The organism is Actinophytocola glycyrrhizae, assembly GCF_042653545.1.
GTDB classification, from domain to species: Bacteria; Actinomycetota; Actinomycetes; order Mycobacteriales; family Pseudonocardiaceae; genus Actinophytocola; species Actinophytocola glycyrrhizae.
Window position 1 is genome coordinate 689,313 of the sequence record NZ_JBHSIS010000002.1, and the last position, 18,050, is coordinate 707,362.

General features: G+C 71.6%; 21 protein-coding genes and 1 pseudogene. 9 read left to right on the forward strand and 13 right to left on the reverse strand.

All coding sequences use genetic code 11. The features are described 5' to 3' along the window. Positions 1 to 5: 5 nt before the first annotated feature. Positions 6 to 800 carry an SDR family NAD(P)-dependent oxidoreductase gene (locus ACFPCV_RS03110; protein WP_378054228.1) on the reverse strand — a complete coding sequence of 265 codons (795 nt, stop codon included), beginning with the start codon at positions 798 to 800 and terminating at the stop codon, positions 6 to 8. Positions 801 to 880: 80 nt separating this feature from the next. Here ACFPCV_RS03110 and ACFPCV_RS03115 point away from each other — a divergent pair, with 80 nt between their 5' ends. The 3 genes from ACFPCV_RS03115 to ACFPCV_RS03125 all read left to right on the forward strand — a co-directional run bounded on the left by ACFPCV_RS03115 (position 881) and on the right by ACFPCV_RS03125 (position 4,167). Then, on the forward strand, positions 881 to 1,327 hold the full coding sequence (locus tag ACFPCV_RS03115; protein WP_378054230.1) for a MarR family winged helix-turn-helix transcriptional regulator: 447 nt from the start codon (positions 881 to 883) through the stop codon (positions 1,325 to 1,327). 237 nt (positions 1,328 to 1,564) lie between these two features. Then, positions 1,565 to 2,962, forward strand: coding sequence for a S28 family serine protease (locus ACFPCV_RS03120; protein WP_378054232.1), 1,398 nt, complete (start codon positions 1,565 to 1,567; stop codon positions 2,960 to 2,962). Between the two features lie 152 nt (positions 2,963 to 3,114). Continuing rightward, the gene (locus ACFPCV_RS03125; RefSeq protein WP_378054234.1) at positions 3,115 to 4,167 is read left to right on the forward strand and encodes a GDSL-type esterase/lipase family protein; all 1,053 of its coding nucleotides are present in this window, start codon (positions 3,115 to 3,117) and stop codon (positions 4,165 to 4,167) included. Positions 4,168 to 4,679: 512 nt separating this feature from the next. On the opposite strand, the gene ACFPCV_RS03130 is transcribed toward ACFPCV_RS03125, so the two are convergent. Further along, positions 4,680 to 4,925, reverse strand: a complete 246-nt coding sequence (locus tag ACFPCV_RS03130) for an SDR family oxidoreductase (RefSeq protein ID WP_378054236.1) — start codon at positions 4,923 to 4,925, stop codon at positions 4,680 to 4,682. A gap of 88 nt (positions 4,926 to 5,013) precedes the next feature. Further along, a pseudogene (locus ACFPCV_RS03135) lies at positions 5,014 to 5,283 on the reverse strand (SDR family NAD(P)-dependent oxidoreductase); the annotation flags it as partial. Here ACFPCV_RS03135 and ACFPCV_RS03140 point away from each other — a divergent pair. Next, positions 5,210 to 5,398, forward strand: coding sequence for a hypothetical protein (locus ACFPCV_RS03140; protein WP_378054238.1), 189 nt, complete (start codon positions 5,210 to 5,212; stop codon positions 5,396 to 5,398). The pseudogene ACFPCV_RS03135 and the gene ACFPCV_RS03140 sit on opposite strands and share 74 nt — an antisense overlap. Before the next feature lie 19 nt (positions 5,399 to 5,417). Further along, on the forward strand, positions 5,418 to 6,263 hold the full coding sequence (locus tag ACFPCV_RS03145) for a phosphatidylinositol-specific phospholipase C/glycerophosphodiester phosphodiesterase family protein (protein WP_378054240.1): 846 nt from the start codon (positions 5,418 to 5,420) through the stop codon (positions 6,261 to 6,263). Here the strand turns inward: ACFPCV_RS03145 and ACFPCV_RS03150 are convergent. From ACFPCV_RS03150 to ACFPCV_RS03165, 4 genes are all read right to left on the reverse strand, one after another. Beyond that, on the reverse strand, positions 6,211 to 7,434 hold the full coding sequence (locus ACFPCV_RS03150) for an RNA polymerase sigma factor (protein WP_378054242.1): 1,224 nt from the start codon (positions 7,432 to 7,434) through the stop codon (positions 6,211 to 6,213). The genes ACFPCV_RS03145 and ACFPCV_RS03150 overlap by 53 nt on opposite strands. Positions 7,435 to 7,444: 10 nt before the next feature. Further along, the gene (locus ACFPCV_RS03155; protein ID WP_378054244.1) at positions 7,445 to 7,777 is read right to left on the reverse strand and encodes a YciI family protein; all 333 of its coding nucleotides are present in this window, start codon (positions 7,775 to 7,777) and stop codon (positions 7,445 to 7,447) included. A 5-nt stretch (positions 7,778 to 7,782) separates the two neighbouring features. Beyond that, a complete protein-coding gene (locus ACFPCV_RS03160; protein WP_378054246.1) occupies positions 7,783 to 8,409 on the reverse strand; it encodes a dihydrofolate reductase family protein in 627 nt (208 codons plus the stop codon). Between the two features lie 72 nt (positions 8,410 to 8,481). Next, complete coding sequence (locus ACFPCV_RS03165) at positions 8,482 to 9,030, reverse strand: CGNR zinc finger domain-containing protein (protein ID WP_378054248.1); 549 nt, start codon at positions 9,028 to 9,030, stop codon at positions 8,482 to 8,484. A 95-nt stretch (positions 9,031 to 9,125) separates the two neighbouring features. Between ACFPCV_RS03165 and ACFPCV_RS03170 the strand changes: the two genes are divergently transcribed. Next, positions 9,126 to 9,872, forward strand: a complete 747-nt coding sequence (locus ACFPCV_RS03170) for a methyltransferase domain-containing protein (protein ID WP_378054250.1) — start codon at positions 9,126 to 9,128, stop codon at positions 9,870 to 9,872. 1 nt (position 9,873) lies between these two features. On the opposite strand, the gene ACFPCV_RS03175 is transcribed toward ACFPCV_RS03170, so the two are convergent. Together ACFPCV_RS03175 and ACFPCV_RS03180 are read right to left on the reverse strand one after the other, a co-directional pair. Next, positions 9,874 to 10,329: an Lrp/AsnC family transcriptional regulator gene (locus ACFPCV_RS03175; RefSeq protein ID WP_378054252.1), complete on the reverse strand. Its 456-nt coding sequence runs from the start codon at positions 10,327 to 10,329 to the stop codon at positions 9,874 to 9,876. Beyond that, a complete protein-coding gene (locus ACFPCV_RS03180; protein ID WP_378054254.1) occupies positions 10,326 to 11,462 on the reverse strand; it encodes a M24 family metallopeptidase in 1,137 nt (378 codons plus the stop codon). The genes ACFPCV_RS03175 and ACFPCV_RS03180 overlap by 4 nt, the downstream gene beginning before the upstream one ends. A 280-nt stretch (positions 11,463 to 11,742) precedes the next feature. Here ACFPCV_RS03180 and ACFPCV_RS03185 point away from each other — a divergent pair, with 280 nt between their 5' ends. Next, a complete protein-coding gene (locus ACFPCV_RS03185; protein WP_378054256.1) occupies positions 11,743 to 12,675 on the forward strand; it encodes a 5'-3' exonuclease in 933 nt (310 codons plus the stop codon). A gap of 160 nt (positions 12,676 to 12,835) precedes the next feature. Here ACFPCV_RS03185 and ACFPCV_RS03190 read toward each other — a convergent pair whose 3' ends face one another. After that, positions 12,836 to 13,492 (reverse strand): TetR/AcrR family transcriptional regulator, encoded by a 657-nt coding sequence (locus ACFPCV_RS03190; protein ID WP_378054258.1) that lies wholly within the window; start codon positions 13,490 to 13,492, stop codon positions 12,836 to 12,838. A 53-nt stretch (positions 13,493 to 13,545) separates the two neighbouring features. On the opposite strand from ACFPCV_RS03190, the gene ACFPCV_RS03195 reads away from it, so the two are divergent. Both ACFPCV_RS03195 and ACFPCV_RS03200 read left to right on the forward strand, forming a co-directional pair. Continuing rightward, a complete protein-coding gene (locus ACFPCV_RS03195; RefSeq protein ID WP_378054260.1) occupies positions 13,546 to 14,484 on the forward strand; it encodes a beta-ketoacyl-ACP synthase III in 939 nt (312 codons plus the stop codon). Continuing rightward, positions 14,475 to 15,071: a lysophospholipid acyltransferase family protein gene (locus ACFPCV_RS03200; protein ID WP_378054262.1), complete on the forward strand. Its 597-nt coding sequence runs from the start codon at positions 14,475 to 14,477 to the stop codon at positions 15,069 to 15,071. Before ACFPCV_RS03195 ends, ACFPCV_RS03200 begins: the two co-directional genes overlap by 10 nt. 514 nt (positions 15,072 to 15,585) lie before the next feature. Here the strand turns inward: ACFPCV_RS03200 and ACFPCV_RS03205 are convergent. From ACFPCV_RS03205 to ACFPCV_RS03215, 3 genes are all read right to left on the reverse strand, one after another. Beyond that, entirely contained in the window at positions 15,586 to 16,815 is a 1,230-nt protein-coding gene (locus tag ACFPCV_RS03205) for a GNAT family N-acetyltransferase (protein ID WP_378054264.1), read from the reverse strand. 52 nt (positions 16,816 to 16,867) lie between these two features. Beyond that, a complete protein-coding gene (locus ACFPCV_RS03210; protein WP_378054266.1) occupies positions 16,868 to 17,215 on the reverse strand; it encodes a DUF4333 domain-containing protein in 348 nt (115 codons plus the stop codon). Between the two features lie 98 nt (positions 17,216 to 17,313). Beyond that, complete coding sequence (locus ACFPCV_RS03215; protein ID WP_378054268.1) at positions 17,314 to 17,952, reverse strand: DUF4333 domain-containing protein; 639 nt, start codon at positions 17,950 to 17,952, stop codon at positions 17,314 to 17,316. Positions 17,953 to 18,050 lie beyond the last annotated feature (98 nt).

An 18,050-nucleotide genomic window follows, 5' to 3' on the forward strand; every position in this document is an offset into this window, starting at 1 on the left:
CCTTGTCAGGGAATGATCGTGGGGGCGACGCCGCCGTCGGCCCTGAGCGCGGCGCCGGTGGTCGAGGACGCGAGTTCGGAGGCCACATAGGTGATCAGGTTCGCGATCTCCTGCGGCCGGATGAGCCGGCCGAGCAGGGACGTCGGCCGCTCCTCCGCCATGAACCGGCGTTCGGCCTCCTCGAACGGCACGTCGGCGCCGACGCGGTCGCGGACGAACTCCTCGACGCCGGGGGTGAGCGTGGGGCCGGGCAGGACCGTGTTCACGGTGACGCCGGTGCCGGTCACCTCCTGCGCCATGCCGCGCGCGACCGAGATCTGCGCGGTCTTCGTCATGCCGTAGTGCACCATCTCGGTCGGGACGAACACCGCCGACTCGGAGCTCACGAAGATCACCCGGCCCCAGCGGCGGGCCGTCATCCGGGGCGCGTAGTGCCGGGCCAGGCGGACCCCGGACAGGACGTTGACCTCGAAGAACCGCTGCCACTCCGCGTCCGGGATCTCGAAGACCGGCGTGGCGGAGAAGATGCCCGCGTTGTTGACCAGGATGTCGACGTCGGGTACCTCGGCGATCAGGGCGTTCGCCCCCTCGGCCGTGCCGACGTCCGCCGCGACGCCGCTGACCTGGTCCGACCCCGTCTCCGCGCGCAGTGCCTCGACCGTCGCGTCGACCCGGTCCCTGCCGCGGCCGTTGACCACCACCGCCGCACCCGCCCGTGCGAGGGACGCCGCGGTGGCCTGTCCTATGCCCGAGGTCGAGCCCGTGACCAGGGCCCGCTTCCCGGCGAGGTCGATGTTCATGTTCCTCCAGTACTATGCAACTACCAGCGTCGACAATAGTTGCAGACGCGGGTTATTGCAGGGCGAGGAGTGTGAGTCGTTTGTCACTCGATGATGACGCCGCGCAGGCGCGCGCGCAGGGCTGGCGGACCCTCGCGGCCCTGCACGCCCGGATCGAGGACTCCCTCGAACGCGCGCTGCGCCGCGAGCACAGCCTGTCCGTGAGCGAGTACGGCGTGCTGGACGTGCTGGCCAGGCAGGACGGTTGGCACATGCGCATGACCCAGCTTTCCGATGCGGTCGTGTTGAGTCAGTCCGCGACCACGCGGCTCGTCACGCGGCTCGAGGACCGGGGCCTTCTGCAGCGGTACCTGTGCCCGACGGACCGCCGCGGCATCTACACCGAAGTGACACCCGCGGGCCACGAACTGCTGGCCGCCGCCCGCCCCACCCACGACTCGACGGTGTCGTCGGCCCTCGACGAGGCCGGGCAGGTGCCGGAACTGGCACCGCTCGTGCAGGCACTGGACCGCCTCGGCGTCGGTTGACCCGGACGTGGCGTCACGGTTCGTACCGGGATGAGCTGGAGGTGACAGCCGCGACCCGCGGGCGGCCCTGGTGACACTGACCTCGCGGGGGGGGAACGGCACCTGCGTGCCCGCCGAGCGCGGCCGGCCCGCGGCGGTTCCCCGGGGCAACAGCCGTCTTTTGGCGGCTGTGCCCGGCACGGGTGCTCGGGAACAATCCCCGCGAGGTTGACCCCGCACACCCCGAGGAGTCCCCGCGTGCAACACCGAAGAAAGACGTTCGCGGCGATGGCGGCCACGCTGCTCGCCACCACCGCGATCGGCCTCACCACGGCCGCGCCCGCCCAGGCGGCGCCTGCCGACCTCGCCGACCAGCTGGCCGCGATCCCGGGCATGACCGTCGCGGAGCAACCACCGCCCGCCGCGGGCTACCGGTTCTTCTTCCTCACCTACCGGCAGCCGGTCGACCACACCAACCCGTCCGGGCAGACGTTCGGCCAGCGGCTCCAGCTGCTGCACCGGGACGTGAGCCGCCCGATGATCCTGCACACGACCGGCTACAACATGCCCGAGTACGCGTTCCGCGCCGAGCCGACACAGCTCGTCGACGGCAACCAGATCTCGGTGGAGCAGCGCTTCTTCTCGCCGTCGCGGCCCGACCCCGCGAACTGGGACAAGCTGAACATCTGGCAGGCCGCCACCGACCACCACCGGATCACGCAGGCGCTGAAGACGATCTACTCCGCGAAGTGGCTGTCCACCGGCGCCAGCAAGGGCGGCATGACGTCGGTCTACCACCGCCGCTTCTACCCGAGGGACGTCGACGGCGTGGTCGCGTACGTGGCGCCGAACGACCGGGACAACCGCCAGGACCGCGCGTACGACGAGTTCTTCGCCTCGGTCGGCAGCACCCCGGCCTGCCGCACCGCGCTGAAGGCACTGCAGGACGAGGCGTTGTCGCGGCGCACCGACATGGTGAACCGGTACGACGCGCTCGCCGCCGAGCAGGGCCTGCACTTCGACCAGGTCTTCGGGTCGACGGACAAGGCGTTCGAGATGGCCGTGCTCGACACCGAGTGGGCGTTCTGGCAGTACGGCACCGAGGCGAACTGCGACGTGCCCGGGCGGGACGCCACCAGCGACGAGATCTTCGCGTTCATCGACGCGACCGCGGGTTTCTCGTTCTACTCGGACGAGGGCATCCTGCCGTACGCGCCGTACTTCTACCAGGCGGCGACCCAGCTCGGCTGGCCACAGCCGAAGTTCCGCCACCTCTCCGACGGCCTGCGTTACCCGGCGCTGTACCAGGCGAACTCCAGCCTTCCCGCCGACCTGAAGTCGCGGCACGACGCGTGGCCGATGGTCGACGTCGACCACTGGGTCACGAAGAAGGCGAGCCAGATGCTGTTCGTGTACGGCTCGAACGACCCGTGGGGCGCGGAACCGTTCCACCCCAGCGACAAGGACTCCCACACCTACACCGCACCGGGCGCCAACCACGGCGCGAACATCGCCCGCCTGACCCCGGCTGACGCGGCCGCGGCACGGGCGACGGTGCTGCGGTGGGCCGGGGCGGCCCCGCAGGCGGCGGGGCGGTCCTCGGCGACCGCGGTGCTCGACGCCCGCAACCCCGACCTGGAGCGACGCCCCATCTAGCCGGCCACGACGGCGGCCGGCCCCGGGTGACCAGGGGTCGGCCGCCGTCGCGCTGACCGACGCCGCCTCGGTGGACCGCGCGCCCAACACTTTGATCACGGGGAGGCGGACCAGTCCGGTCGTCGTCGTGTCGTTGCCTAGACTGTGGCTCGATGCGACCCTCGGGATGGCTTGTTCTCTTCCTCGTCCTCGTCATGGCCACCTTCGGGTTGACCGGTGACCACCGGTTCCCCGCTCCGGAACGGACGCCGGGACCACCGGAGGACGCGCCGAGCGTGATCGTCGCCATGGGGGACAGCACCATTTCCGGCGAGGGCGCGGGCGACTACGAGCGCGGCACCGACGGGGAGAAGGGCAACTGGTGCCACCGCTCCCCCCACGCCTCGATCTTCCAGGTGCGGGTGCCCGGCGTGGACAAGGCGTACAACCTCGCGTGTTCCGGTGCGCCGTCCGCGCAGGTCGGGCTCGGCGACGTCGAGCAGTACACGGAGATCTCACAGTCAAGGCAGCTCGCGCGGATCGCCACCCTCAACCAGGTCACGGCGGTGGTGGTCGCGTCCGGCGCCAACGACGACCCGTCGTTCTCACACGTGCTCGACTCGTGCGTACGGGCATGGGCCGTCCAGGGCCGGCCATGCAGCGAGGTGGTCGGCCCGGAGTGGGAACAGCGGGTCGACCGGATGGTCCCCAAGCTGACGAAAGCGTTGCGGGACATCAGGGTCGTGATGCACAACTCCGGTTACGCGAGTACCGACTACGAGCTGGTCGTCCAGTCGTACGCGGCGCCGGTCAGCCCGGACATCGACCGCGACCTGCAGGACCTGTCCGGTTGTCCGCTCCTGTCGCAGGACCTGCGGTGGGTGGAGGAGAGGGCCGTGCCCGCGCTCACCGCGGGGATACGCACGGCGGCGCGCAACGCGGACGCCCGGTTCCTCGACCTGTCACGGGCCGGGGTCGGCCGGGAGGCGTGCACGTCCGAACGCGACCCGGACCGCGAGTGGTTCCGCCGCCTCGCCGTCGACTGGTACAAGCTCGATCACGACGAGCGCGCCAACCACGCGCTGCAGGAGTCCTTCCACCCCAACGCGAACGGGCACCGGCAGTTCGGTCAGTGCCTCGCCGAGTTCCTCACCTCGACGGACCGGGCGGCAGCGTGCCTGCCCGATAAAGACGGCGAACTGCACGCGGCGACCAGCCCCGACTAGATGATTGATTCCGTGAAGTTGGTGTGAGTGGGCGCCCGGTTCGGTTTCGGTCGGGTGGGGGTTTGTCCTCGCCGGACGGGCAGGTCTCGGGGGTGGCGGAGGGGTTGTCGGGCTGCGGTTTGGGCGGGTCTGCCTGCCATCCCGTCGACCTCCCTACGGGCTATCACACCGCGCCAAGGGGGGCCGATTTCAGCGTGTTGTGATTCGGCCGTTTTGGCCCCCCTTGACACGGTGTGATCGGGCGTTGCCAGGTCGACGGGATGGCAGGGAGCCCCTATGGGGTGGGCTTACGCCACCGTCAGGGTGCGTGGGCTGGGCCCCGCTTCGCGGGTCCGTTGTGCCGGGCTTGCTGCGCGGGGGCCCGCTTCGCGGGCCCGGGACGCGTAGCGCCCTGGCTTTGGTGCCGTGAAAGGCGCGTTCACGGCATTCGGGATGCCGTCAATGGGCCGTTCACGGCGCTCAACGCCGTCAATGTGCCATTGACGGCACCGGTTGTGCCGTGAACGCGCCTTTCACGGCATCGGCCCCGCCCCGTCTCGCGCGGCCGCGTGGGTGTGGGGTCGTGCCTGATGACGGGGCCGTACGCCAAGCCACTTCACAGTGCGTGCGTGCCCGCCCGCGACCTGGAGTACCTGCCCGGTGATCCACCTGGCCTGGTGCGAGGCCAGGAACACCACCGCGTCGGCGATGTCCGACGGCTCGCCCGGCCTGCCGAGCGGTACGGCCAGCCGGACCTGTTCGACCAGCTCGCCGGTCATCCACCCGGTCTGCACCGGTCCCCGGAGCGACGGCGTTGACGCGGTCGAGGCTTTCGTGGGTGAGGGTGTCGACGCTGTTCGGGCTCTCGCAGGACGCCGCGTTGTTGACCAGCACGTCCACCGGGCCGGCCGCGTCGAACAGGCGGCTGGCGGCATCCGGTGCGGACAGGTCCGCGCTGACGGCGACGCCACCCAGCTCAGCCGCGAGTGTCTCGGCGCCACGGGGCAGCGTGTGCTCCCAGGTGACGCCCTCGGGCGCGGCGGGCGCCCCGGCGAGGTGATGGATGACGACGCGCGCGCCCTCGGCGGCGAACGCGCGGCTGATGGCCGCGCCGATCCCGCCCGCTCCCCCGGTCACCAGGACGGTGCGCCCGGTCAGTTGTGTGTCGGCCATGGTCCCGATCATGCCGGGCGACGATCATCGGTGGTTCACCCGTGGTTCGCCGCGGTGCCCTACCGTGGCGGCCACCTGAGACCTCTGGAGGTTGTCCCGTGCGGCGTCCCCTGCTCCTCCTGCTGGCCGTTCTCGGCCTCGTCGCCGGCGCGGTGCCCGCGACCGCGACTCCCACCCACGACCGGGTCCGCCCGCTCGCGCAGGCCCACGCGCACAACGACTACGAGCACGACCGGCCCCTGCTCGACGCGCTCGGCGAGGGCTTCACGAGCGTCGAGGCCGACATCTACCTCGTCGGCGGCGAGCTGCTCGTCGCGCACGACCCGGAGGACCTCGACCCGGCGCGGACGCTGGCCGCGCTGTACCTGGAACCGTTGCGGGAGCGGGTGATCCGCAACCACGGCGGCGTCTACCGGGGTCACCGCGACTTCCAGCTGCTGATCGACATCAAGACCGAGGGCGAGTCGACCTACGCCGCGCTCGACGCGTTGCTGCGCGAGCCGCGCTACGCGTTCCTGTGGACCGCCTACCGGTACGGCCATGTCCGGACCCGCGCGGTCACGGCGGTGGTGTCCGGCAACCGGCCGCGCGCCACGATGGAAGCGCAGCGGACCCGCGTCGCGTTCTACGACGGTCGTATCGCCAACCAGGCAGACCTCGGCCCCGGCGACGACGCGCGCCTGACGCCGCTGGTGTCGGACAACTGGACGAACCTGTTCTCGTGGACCGGCGCGGGTCCGATGCCCGCCGACGAGAAGGCGGAGCTGCGCGAGATCGTGCGGACCGCGCACCGCGCGGGGCAGCGGGTGCGGTTCTGGGCCACCCCGGACGTGGCAGGCCCGGAGCGGGACGCCATCTGGCGCGAGCTGGTGGCGGCGGACGTCGACCACATCAATACGGATGACTTGAAGGGCCTGGCGGACTTCCTGCGCGCTGTCCGGTGAGGAACGCCCGCTCGGCATCGTTGCCCGCCAACGCGACGGCCTCCTCGTAGGCGGCGTCGGCGGGCAGGCCCAGCCTGCGGAGCAGGTCGGCCTTCACCGCGGGCAGATAGCGGTACCCGGTGAGCAGGCCGCCCTGGTCGAGTGACTCCACCTCGGCCAGGGCGGCCGATGGCCCGTCGACCTCGGCAACCGCGACGGCGCGGTTGAGCGCCACCACAGGTGAGGGCCACACCCGCAGTAGTTCGTCGTACAGGACGAGGATCTGCGGCCAGTCGGTGTCGGCATAGGACGGTGCGGTCGCGTGCAGTGCCGCGATGGCGGCCTGCAGCGCGAACCGCCCCGGCCTCCCGCCCCGCAGGGCGCCGACCACGAGTGCGTCGGCCTCCTCGATCGCGTCCCGGTCCCACCGCGTGCGGTCCTGTTCGGACAGCCGGAGCAGCCGCCCGTCCCGGCTCTGCCTGGTCGCGCGGCGTGCGTGGTTGGCGAGCAGCAACGCGAGCAGGCCACGCACCTCACGCTCACCGGGCATCAGCGCACGCAGCATGCGAGCCAGGCGCACCGCGTGCCGCGCCAGGTCGTCCCTGGTCAGCGCCGGGCCCGCGGGCGCGGTGTGGCCGGTGGTGAACAGCAGGTGCAGCACGGTCAGCACCGCGTCGAGCCGGTCGGGCAGCGCGGTCGCGGCGGGCAGCCGGAACGGGATCCCCGCCGCGGCGATCTTCTTCTTGGCGCGGGTGATCCTGGCCGCCATCGTGGGTTCGGGGACCAGGAACGCGGCCGCGACGTCCGGTGTCGCCACCCCACACGCGAGCCGCAGCGTCAGCGCGACTTGCGACTCGACCGCGAGCGCCGGGTGGCAGCACAGGAACACCAGCCGCAGTGAGTCGTCCGGTGCCGGTTCGGCGGTTTGCTCGACGAGGAGGTGGAGCTTCGACCGCAGGGTCCGCTCCCTGCGCAGCGCGTCGAGCGCGTTGTGCCGGGCGGCGGTGGTGAGCCAGGCACCCGGCCGTGCCGGTACCCCGTCCCGTGCCCACTCCCGCACGGCGGCGGCGTACGCGTCCTGCACGCACTCCTCCGCCAGGTCGAGGTCACGGGTGACGCGCACCGTCGCGGCGAGCACCGCCGTCCACTCGCGACGGTGCGCCGCCACCAGCGCTGCCCGGACGTCGGTCACCGGTACCGCGTCACTGGACCAGCGGCCGCACCTCGACCGCACCGTCCATGACCGGCAGCAGCCTGCCGACGGCGAGTGCCTGGTCCAGGTCCGCCGCCTCGATCACGAAGAACCCGGCGATGACTTCCTTGGTCTCCAGGAACGGGCCATCGGTGACCATCCCTCCCTTGTGGATGGTGCGCGCGGTCGCGGCGGGTGCGCAGCCGTGCTCGTGCAGCACCCGCACGCCCATCGCGGCGATCTTCTCCCCCGCCGCGATGTTCGCCGCCATCACGTCCGGCGGGATGTCGGCCACCCCGCCGGGCAGTTCCTTCTCGTAGATCAGGATCGCATACTGCGGCATCGTCCTCACCAGTTCCCTGTTTCCGGCCCCATGGCGCCGTATTCGAGCTTGCCGTCCCGCGCGTACGTGCCTGCGACGACCCCGCCCCCGAAGCTCGTGACGCCGGTCAGCCGGAGCCTGCCGGGTCCGGTGCCCTCGCCGAACAGCCGGGTGCCGGAGCCGACCAGCACGGGGAACGTGAACACGCGGAACTCGTCGACGAGGTCGTGCGCGAGCAGCGTCTGGAGCAGTCCGGGGCTGCCGTGGACCTGGATCTCGTCTCCTTCCGCGCGCTTGAGCTCGCGGACCGCCTCGGGCACGTCGCCGGTCAGCAGCGTCGAGTTCGGCCACGTCACGGCGTCGAGTGTGCGGGAGGCCACGTACTTCGGCATGCCGTTGAGTTTCGCGCCGATCGGGTCGTCCGCCTCGGCCAGCGGCCAGGTCGCGGCGAAGATCTCGTAGGTGCGGCGGCCGAGCAGCAGTGCGCCGCCCCGACTGGTCAGCGCCGAGATCAGGTCGAGCGTGTCCTGGTCGAAGTGCGGCACGGCCCAGCCGCCGTGCTCGAAGCCCTGCGTGCGGTCCTCGTCGGGACCGCCCGGGCCCTGCATCACGCCGTCGAGGGACACGAACGACATCGCCGTCAGCTTCCGCATGTCTTCTCCTCCTCCGGGTGTCCCCACGACACCCACACCTGCCCGGCGATCGGGCGGAGGAGAAATCGACAACTACGTCGTCGCGGCCTTCCGGGCGCGGAAGGCGGCCGCCTTGACCCGGTTCTGGCACGCGGTGGAACAGAACCGGCGGGTGCCGTTACGCGAGACGTCGACGTAGACCCGGTCGCAGGCAGGCGCGTTGCACAGCCCGAGCCGGTCGACGGCCGCGTTGCCGAGCACGATCGCGAGTGCGGTCGCCATGGAGGCCGCCCAGCTCACCGCCCACGCCGCGGCCACGCTGTGGAAGTGCAGGTGCCACGGCTCGCCGTCGTGCCGGGCCAGCGTGGGGACCGCGTTCGCGGCCCGCATGATCGCGTTCAGCTCCGTGCACGCGGCGTCGATGTCGCCGCGGTCGACCAACTCCACCACGTGCCGCAGCCTGTCTGCCCACGCGGCCAGCTCCGCCGCGTCCGACGGGGTCGGCAAGTCAGGGGTACGGGCGGGTGGGAGCGCGTCCCGCACCCCCGCCGTGAGCGCCGTGCCCTCCGGTGCGTGGAACGGACGGCCGTGCCGCTCACCGGGAGTCACGTTGTTGATCAACGTGACCGCGTACTCGACCACGTCGCTTGTGTGACTGTCGAATTCCACTTGACCAGTTACTCCCGTCCGATTAGCGTCACTGTCGTCTAGCTTAATGCCAGTTATGGAGGCTCGAGATGCAGAAGACGACCGCGACCCGGTGGCTCCAGCGGTGGGACGCGCAGCAGGAACGCTACGTCCCGGACCGCGAGGAGCGCTTCCGAGTCGTGATCGACGTGGTCAGAACCGCGGCGGGCGACGGGCAGGCCACGGTGGTGGACCTCGGTTGCGGACCCGGCTCGCTGTCGCAGCGGCTCGCCGACGCGCTGCCGCGGGTCCAGGTGGTCGGGGTGGACGCCGACCCGTTGCTGCTGGGTCTCGGCCGGGCGAACACGAACCCGCGCGTGCGGCTGGTCGAGGCCGACCTCGCGGACCCCGGCTGGACCGACGCGACCGGCCTGCCCGGGCCGTGGGACGCGGCGGTGTCGAGCACGGCGCTGCACTGGCTCTCGCCCGGGGACCTGGGTCAGCTGTACCGCGTCCTCGCGCGGAACCTGCGGCCCGGTGGCGTGTTCGTCAACGCCGACAACATGGGGCTCGGCCAGGCCGCGCTGAACGGCATCGCCGACGCGGTCCGCGACGCGCGCGCCCGCCGGGCCGGCACACACGACAACGAGGACTGGGGAACGTGGTGGCAGGCACTGCGCACCGACGACGAACTGGCCCCGCTGGTCGACGCCCGGTCGAACGCCTCGATCGCGCACAGCGGCGAGAACGGGCTCACCGTGTGGCAGCACGCCGAGCTGCTGCGGCAGGCCGGGTTCGCCGAGGCAGGCCCGGTGTGGCAGTTCGGCGACGACCATGTCCTGGTGGCGGTGCGCTGACCTAGAGGGCGGGCGAGCGGCCCTCGTACGGGGTCGACAGCACGACCGTGGTCCGGGTGGACACCTTCGCGGCCTCGCGGATCTGCCGCAGCAGGTCCTCGAGCGCGGCAGGGGAAGCTACCCGGACCAGCAGGATGTACGACTCGTCGCCGGCCACCGAGTAGCAGGCCTCGATCTCGCGGATGTGCTCGAGCCGGGAGGGGTAGTCGTCCGGCGCGGCCGGGTCGATCGGGGTCAGCGAGATGAACGCGGTCAGCGACAGTCCGATGACCTCGGAGTTGAGCTGTGCGTGGTACCCGCGGATCACGCCGCGTTGCTCGAGCCGCCGCACCCGCTGGTGCACGGCGGACACCGACAGCCCGACCCGCTCGGCCAGGTCGGTGAAGCTGCACCGGCCGTCCTCGGCCAGCTCGCGCGCGATCGCCTGGTCGATCGGCTCCATCTCCGACGCGGTCATCGGGTGGGCAGCGACACGAGGTCGTGCGGACGGGTGTTGAGCGGCTCGACGCCGCCCTCGGTGACCACCACGATGTCCTCGATGCGCGCGCCCCACCGCCCCGGCTGGTAGATGCCGGGCTCGACGGAGAACGCCATGCCCGGCTCGAGCAGCATGTCGTTGCCGCCCACGATGTACGGGTGCTCGTGCACGTCGAGGCCGATGCCGTGACCGGTGCGGTGGATGAAGAACTCGCCGAACCCGGCGGCCGCGATCACGTCACGGGCGGCCGCGTCGACGTCCGCTGCCCGGATGCCGGGGCGGACCGCGTCGACCGCGGTCTGCTGCGCCTCCTGAAGCACCGCGTAGGTCGCCGGTACGTCCGGATCGCGTGGCTCGCCCATCACGTAGGTGCGGGTGCTGTCCGAGCAGTAGCCCTCCGGCAGCGGGCCGCCGATGTCGATCACCACCACGTCGCCCGCCTCGATCACGCGCTCGGACAGGCTGTGGTGTGGGCTCGCGCCGTTCGGGCCGGAGCCAACGATCACGAACTCGGCGACCGCGTGCCCCTCCTCGACGACCGCGGCCGCGATGTCCGCGCCGACCGCCGACTCGGTTCGGCCGACTCGCAGGAACTCGCCCATGCGGGCGTGCACCCGGTCGATCGCGGCACCGGCCGCCCGCAACGCGGCGATCTCCTCGGCGTCCTTGCGCATCCGCAGCTCACGCACGATCGGCCCGGCCAGCACCTGCTCCACGGCCGGCAGCGCGGCCCGCAGCCCCAGCACGTGCAGCGCGACCATCACGTCACCCACCGCGACCTTCGCCGGCTTGCCGAGCACCGACGCGACGAGCCCGTACGGGTCCTCGCCGTCGACCCAGGTCGCCAGGTCGATCCCCAGCTCACCGATCGGCGCCTTGGCGTAGCCGGGTGCCTCCAGCTTCGGCACCACGAGCGTCGGCGAGCCCTCGGCGGGGACCACGAGACAGGTGAGGCGCTCGAACGAGCCGCCCCCCGCGCCGAGGAGGTACCGCAGGTCCGAGCCGGGCGCCATGAGCAGGGCGTCCACCCCTGCGCTCGCGGCCGCGGCGGCCGCCCGGTCGAGCCGCTTCGACAAAGCCGTTGGGTTGATCGCGGAGACGGTGGTCGACATGGCGGAAAGCCTAGTCCTCGGGCGGTGAAACGGGCTGGCGCACCGGGTGTCCGGCGTATCGCGGCGCGGGTCGGGCAGATCTCAGCCCGTGTCAGGGACCGCGCGCATCGTCGGGGACAACGGCGCTCGCGGCGTCGACCTCGCGGCACGCACCGGCAGCGTGCTCGGCATCCCGGGCCCGACGGCGCGGGCAGGACGACCCGCACACCGAGCGGACCGAGCATCGCGACACGCACGCACGTGGTTCTGCCTCCTGGCACGGACATGGCAGGCTGGCACCGTGACTGGCCCACTCGTACTGCTGGACTCGGCAAGCCTGTACTTCCGGTCCTACTACGCGCTGCCCGACTCGATGACCGCGCCGGACGGCACGGTCGTGAACGCCGTGCGCGGCTTCACCGACACGATCGCGCGCATCCTGACCGAGCGGAAGCCGTCGCGGCTCGTCGCCTGCATGGACGCGGACTGGCGCCCGGCCTTCCGGGTGAACGCGCTGCCGACGTACAAAACCCACCGCGTCGCGGATCCGGCGAACAACGTCGAGGAGGTGCCGGACACGCTGACGCCGCAGGTGCCGATCATCCTCGACGTGCTGGACGCGTTCGGTTTCGCCGTCGCGGAGGCCGACGGGTACGAGGCCGACGACGTGATCGGCACCCTGGCCCACCGCGAGACGGCCGACCCGGTCGAGGTGATCACCGGCGACCGCGACCTGTTCCAGGTCGTCCGCCACGAACCGACCCCCGCCAGCGTCGTGTACGTCGGCCGCGGCTGGGCGAAGGCGGAGGTCATCGGCCCTCGGGAGCTGGCGGAGAAGTACGGCCTGCCGGCGGAGAACACCGGCATCGCGTACGCGGACATGGCTCTGCTGCGCGGGGATCCCTCGGACGGGCTGCCCGGTGTGGCGGGCATCGGTGAGAAGACCGCGGCGAAGCTGATGGTCAAGTACGGGTCGCTGGAGGGTCTGCTGGCGGCCGCCGCCGCGGAGCCCAGTGACGTGGCGCTGCGCGTGCGGTCGGCCTTGACGGACGCGGCGGACTACGTGGCCGCGGCACCGCTGGTGGTGCGGGTGGCGCTGGACGCGGACGTGGTGCAGGACCGGGACGACCGGGTGCCAGCCGTGCCGCGCGACCTCCACCGGGTACGTGAGCTGCAGGAGAAGTGGGACCTGGGCGCCGCTATCGACCGGCTGCTTGCCGCCCTGCCGGGCTGACGGCGGCGAAGCGCGAAAGGTCCGGCTCGTCCTCGCGCGGGCCGCACGCTGTCGCGAGCGCGGCCACGAAGACGGCGACGAGCACACGCTTGACCACGCGGCCACGGTACACGGGGGCAGGCCTCCGGCCCCCGTGTACCACGCTACCGGCAAACCGCGTTCAGCCCAGCCGAAGGCGGGCCTGGCACAGGGCCGCCAGCAGTGCCACCATCAGCACCGGGGTGCCGAGCAAGCGCCCCAGCGCCCGCCGGGCCCGTGCCGGTGCGGTGGTGTCGCGCCGCAGCTGGAGCGCGTTGTTCAGGCCGAGCATCACGCTCGACACCTCGAACACCAACTGGTCTGCGTCGGTGTCGGCGGGCAGGTCGCCGTCGGCCGTCGCGGTGCGGACCTGGCGGTACAGGTCGCGGTCCCACACCGAGACGAGGCCAGCGATGGTGTCGCGCACGCGGCCGGGACGGTCGTCGAACTCGGCCGCCGCGGCCGTGAAGAAGCAGCCGCCGGGGAACACGCGGCGTTCCAGGTAGGAGACCCACGCCGCGCACAACGCGGTCAGCTTCCGCAGGCCGGGCACCGCGGTGCCGGCGGGCTCCGCCACCTCCCGGGCGAAGACCTCCGCCGCCGCGTCGATCACCGCGAGCTGCAGCTCCTCCTTGGCACCGAAGTGTCCCAACACACCTGACTTGCTCATCCCCAGCTCGGCCGCGAGGCGGCCGATCGTCAGACCTTCAAGCCCTTCCACAGATGCCAGGCGCATCCCGCAAGCCAGGATGTCAGCCCTCGTCTGGCGCGCCTCGGCCACTGACCGTCGCGGACTCATGGCCGACACAGTAGCATTTGGCGACCGAACGTTCGGACGCTAAAGGAGCACCTGTGCTGGGATCCCGCATCGCCGCGATGGGCCACCACCAGCCCGACCACGTCGTCACCAACGACGACCTCGCCAGGAACGTCGACACCAGCGACGAGTGGATCCGCAGGCGGACCGGGATCGCGGCCCGCCACGTCGCGCGCGAGGAGTCGGTCGCCGACCTCGCCACCGCGGCGGCTGGCAAGGCGCTGGCCGCGGCCGGCGTGGCCCCCGAGGACATCGGGCTGGTGCAGGTCGCCACCTGCACGGCGATCGACCGGTGCCCGAGCACCGCGGCGCAGGTCGCAGGACGGCTCGGCATCCCGGCCGCCGCGGCGTTCGACGTGAACAACGCGTGCGCCGGGTTCAGCACCGTCCTCGCCACCGCCGACCACGCCATCCGTGCGGGCGCCGCCAGGCACGCCCTGGTGATCGGCGCGGAGAAGATGAGCGACATCACCGACTGGACCGACCGGTCGACGTGCGTGCTGCTCGGCGACGGCGCCGGTGCCGCGGTCCTGTCTGCCGACGAGCGGGAGCACGTCGGCCCGGTCGTCTGGGGCTCGGACCCAGCGCTTCGCGACGCGGTCCGCATCCTCGGTGACTGGCACCCGAGGTTCGCGCAGGACGGTCAGACCGTTTTCCGCTGGGCCACAACGGCTCTGGCCCCGCTGGCGCGGCAGACCTGTGAGCGGGCGGGCGTCGCGCCGCGCGAGCTCGGCGCGATCGTCACCCACCAGGCGAACCTGCGGATCATCGAGTCGATCGCCGCGGCGCTCGACGTGCCGGACGTGCTGGTGGCCACCGACGTCGTCGAGTCCGGCAACACCTCCGCCGCGTCGATCCCGATCGCACTGTCGAAGCTGTTGGCACGCAGCGAGATCGAGCCCGGCGCGAAGGCACTGCTGTTCGGGTTCGGCGGTGGCCTCTCCTGGGCGGGGCAGGTCGTGACATGCCCCTGATCCGGACCCAGGGCCGCGAGCACCTGCCGGGGACCGGCGCGGTCATCCTTGCCAGCAACCACCTGTCGTTCATCGACAGCGTCGTCATCCGGCTCGCCGCGCCGCGCCGGGTCACGTTCCTCGCCAAGAACGAGTACTTCACCGGCCGGGGGCTGCGCGGGCGGCTCGTGCGCTGGTTCTTCACCGCCGCCGGGTCGGTGCCGGTCAGCCGCGGCAGCCACCGCGCCGCACAGGCCGCGCTCGACACCGCCCGCGGGGTTCTCGACGGCGGCAACGTGTTCGGCATCTACCCGGAGGGCACGCGGTCGCTGGACGGCAAGCTGTACCGCGGCCGCACCGGCGTCGCGTGGCTCGCGCTCACGACCGGCGCGCCCGTGGTACCGGTCGCTCTCGAAGGCACCGAACGCCTGCAGCCGGTCGGCAAACGGCTGCCCCGCCCGCACCGGGTGACCGTCCGGTTCGGGTCGCCGCTGACGTTCACCGGCGACCCGAAGTCGGCCCGTGCCCGCCGCGCGGTCACCGACGAGGTCATGCTCGCGATCGGCGAGCTGTCCGGGCAGGAACGGGCCGACCGGTTCGCCGCCTAGATGATTGATTCCGTGAAGTCGGTGTGAGTGGGTGGTCGTCGTGTGCTGGTCGCGTCGGACCGGCTCGGTTTCGGTTCGCGTTGTGGGTTTGTCCTCGCCGGACGGGCAGGTCTCGGGGTGGCGGAGGGTGGGTTGGCTGCGGTTGGGTTCGGGTCTGCCTGCCAGGTCGACGGGATGGCAGGGAGCCCCTTTCGGGTGGGCTTACGCCACCGTCAGGGCTGCGCAGGCAGAGGCCCCGCTTCGCGGGCCCGGGGCGCGTAGCACCCGGGCTGGTGCTGTGAAAGGCGCGTTGACGGGCGTGGCAATGCCCTGAAAGGCGCGTTCAGGGCGCTGAGCGCCCTGAAAGGCCCATTCACGGCACTCGTTGTGCCGTCAACGCGGCCCGCGCTCGAAACGCGGTGCGCAACCGGCAAGGCGCAGGCCCTCCCTCGTACCGGGTTGTACCCGGGTGGATCGGCAACGCGGCCGACGGGAAGCTGGGCGGAACCATGTGCCGGATCTCCGGCGCGGGGCGCTAGAAGAGCGAACCGTTCCACGCGGGCTGGTCGACCGCGAACAGGCGGTCGGCAGCGGGCAGCGCGGCCGGGTCGGCGACGGCGATCCGGCCGGTGGCCGCCAGCACGCTGGGCCGCCACGTGCCGAGGTACACCATGGCGAGCGCGTCGGCGGCCATGGTGAGCGCGGGCTGGTCCGTCGTCCGCTCCATCCCCTGTGGGCTGACGCGGTACCGGCCGGAGTTGCCGGGCAGCAACGAGTCGACGACCTCGACGACCACCGGCTCGGCGATGCCGTAGGTGCGGGCGGCGAGCGCGGCGGGCACGTCCACGACGCGCAACCACAGCTCACCCTCGGACTCGCTGCGGACCGCGTAGGCGTCGACGAGCATCGCCTCGATCGGGTCGTCAAGCGGCCGGAAGTAGGCCATGACGTCCTCGATCAGGTCGACACCGACGAGGTGGCGCCACAGGTCGTTGGCGACCCCCTGGTCGGCGGCCTGGAAGTCGAGGACGTAGAGGGTCGCGTTGGCGCGCACGTCGCCGGAGGTGGCCTGCGCGGGCTTGTAGGAGACCCAGCCGTCGATGTCCCCCGCCGCCGAGAAGTGCGCGGCCACCAGCAGGTGGTCGGTCTTGATGCGGCGGTGGTAGCTCAGCGCCCACCACTGTTCCGAGCGGCCCATGAGGCCGGCGCGGGTGCGTTGCAGCGCCGGATAGGCGGCGCTGCACGCAGGCACCACCTCGTCGCCGTCGAGCAGCCGCACGGTGCCGGCGACCGGCACGTCGTCCCGCAGCCGCGCACGCTTCGAGTTCACCTTGATGTCACGCGCGATGGTGGCGACGCCGTAGCCGAAGCGGCCGTAGATCACCGGTTCCGACGCGTGCAGCGCGGCGAACACCTCGCCGCGCTCCTCGGCGTCCTCGAGCTGGGCACGCATCATCCCGGTGAGCGCACCCCGGCGGCGGTAGTCGGTGCGCACGCCGACATAGGTGACACCGGCCATCGGCAGCATCTCGCCGCCGGGCACGGTGAGGTCGGCGGGGAACGAGACCGCCGTGCCGACCTGGCGATCGCCGTCGAAGGCGCCGAACGTCCGGTCGGCCACGTAGGCCTGCCGCATCACGTCCCACGACTCGTCGGAACCGGGCTTCTCGTGCAGCGCGGCGAGGAACAGGTCGTGAGCGCCGCGCAGCCGGTCCTCCGGCACGGTGCGGAAGGCGAGCCCGGTGGGCGACAGAGTCTGGGTCACGGCCCGATGATGCCTACCGGACGCCCGGAACGCGACCGGATTTGCGGTCCGGCTACCTCGGCTCGCTGACCTGGATGCCGCCCTCCGCGTTGAGGACGCTCACCTCGACCGTGCGCTCCTCGCCCGCGATGACGACCGTGCAGTCGAATGTCGCGCCCTTCTCGAAGCTCAGTGACACGTTCGGCGGGCAGTCGACGCTGCCGACATCGGTCAGGTGGTACTGCTCCTCGAGCACCTTCGCGACGCCGTCCGCGCCCTCCAGCGCACCCTCGCTGAGGCTCTCCAGCGTCGGGACGTCGGGCACATCGACCACGTCGACCTCGGGCAGTTCGGCACAGCCGGCCAGGACGAGCACGGGGACCACCGCAAGGGTGAGGCGAAGGCGCACGAAGTTCCTCATCTGTACAAGGGGGTGCCGGATTTGTCCCCTTGAGTGTACGGAGAAGCCCCGGCCCGGGTGACAGCAACCTGCCACCCGGCCGGGGCTTCCGCGAAGTCCTACTCGGGGAGGGACACCTGGTACTCGGCGTTCTCCTCGTTGGTGATCGTGATGGTGACCTTGACCTCCTTGGCCTCGTCACCGCCGATCTGCACCGTGCACTCGAACTTGTTGCCCTGCTTGACCTCCTGGTCAGCCGGACAGCTCACCGACTCCACGTTCTCGACCTTGTACTCGTCGACGAGTACCTTCTTGACGCCGTCGTCACCCTCCAGCGCGGCCTGGTCGAGCACCTTGGTGTTCAGGAAGCCCGGCGTGACCAGGCCGAGCACCAGGAACGCCGCGGCCGCCAGCACCACGACCACCATGGTGATCCAGATCCAGGCGCCGCCGCCCTTCTTGGGCGGTTGCTGCTGGTACGGGTTCTGGTACGGGTTCTGGAACTCCCCGGACGGCTGCTGGCCGTACTGGGGCTGCTGCCCGTACTGCGGCTGACCGTACTGCTGCGTCGGCTGGGGCTGTTGCGGCTGCTGGCCGTAACCCCCGTACGGCTGCTGCTGACCAGGCTGCTGGGGGTAACCACCCTGCGCGGGCATCCCACCGGACGGTGTGCCGGGCGTGGGACCACCGCCGTAGGGTTGCTGTCCCCACTGCTGCTGCGGGTCGTTCCCACCGGGCGGCCCGTAAGGGCTGGTCATTGTTCGCCTCCGCGAAATCGAGGTCGTGCCAGGGCGCGATCAAACCATAGCGGGACGTGGGCGGGGCGTGTGGTCCGCCACGCGAAATCGAACACTCG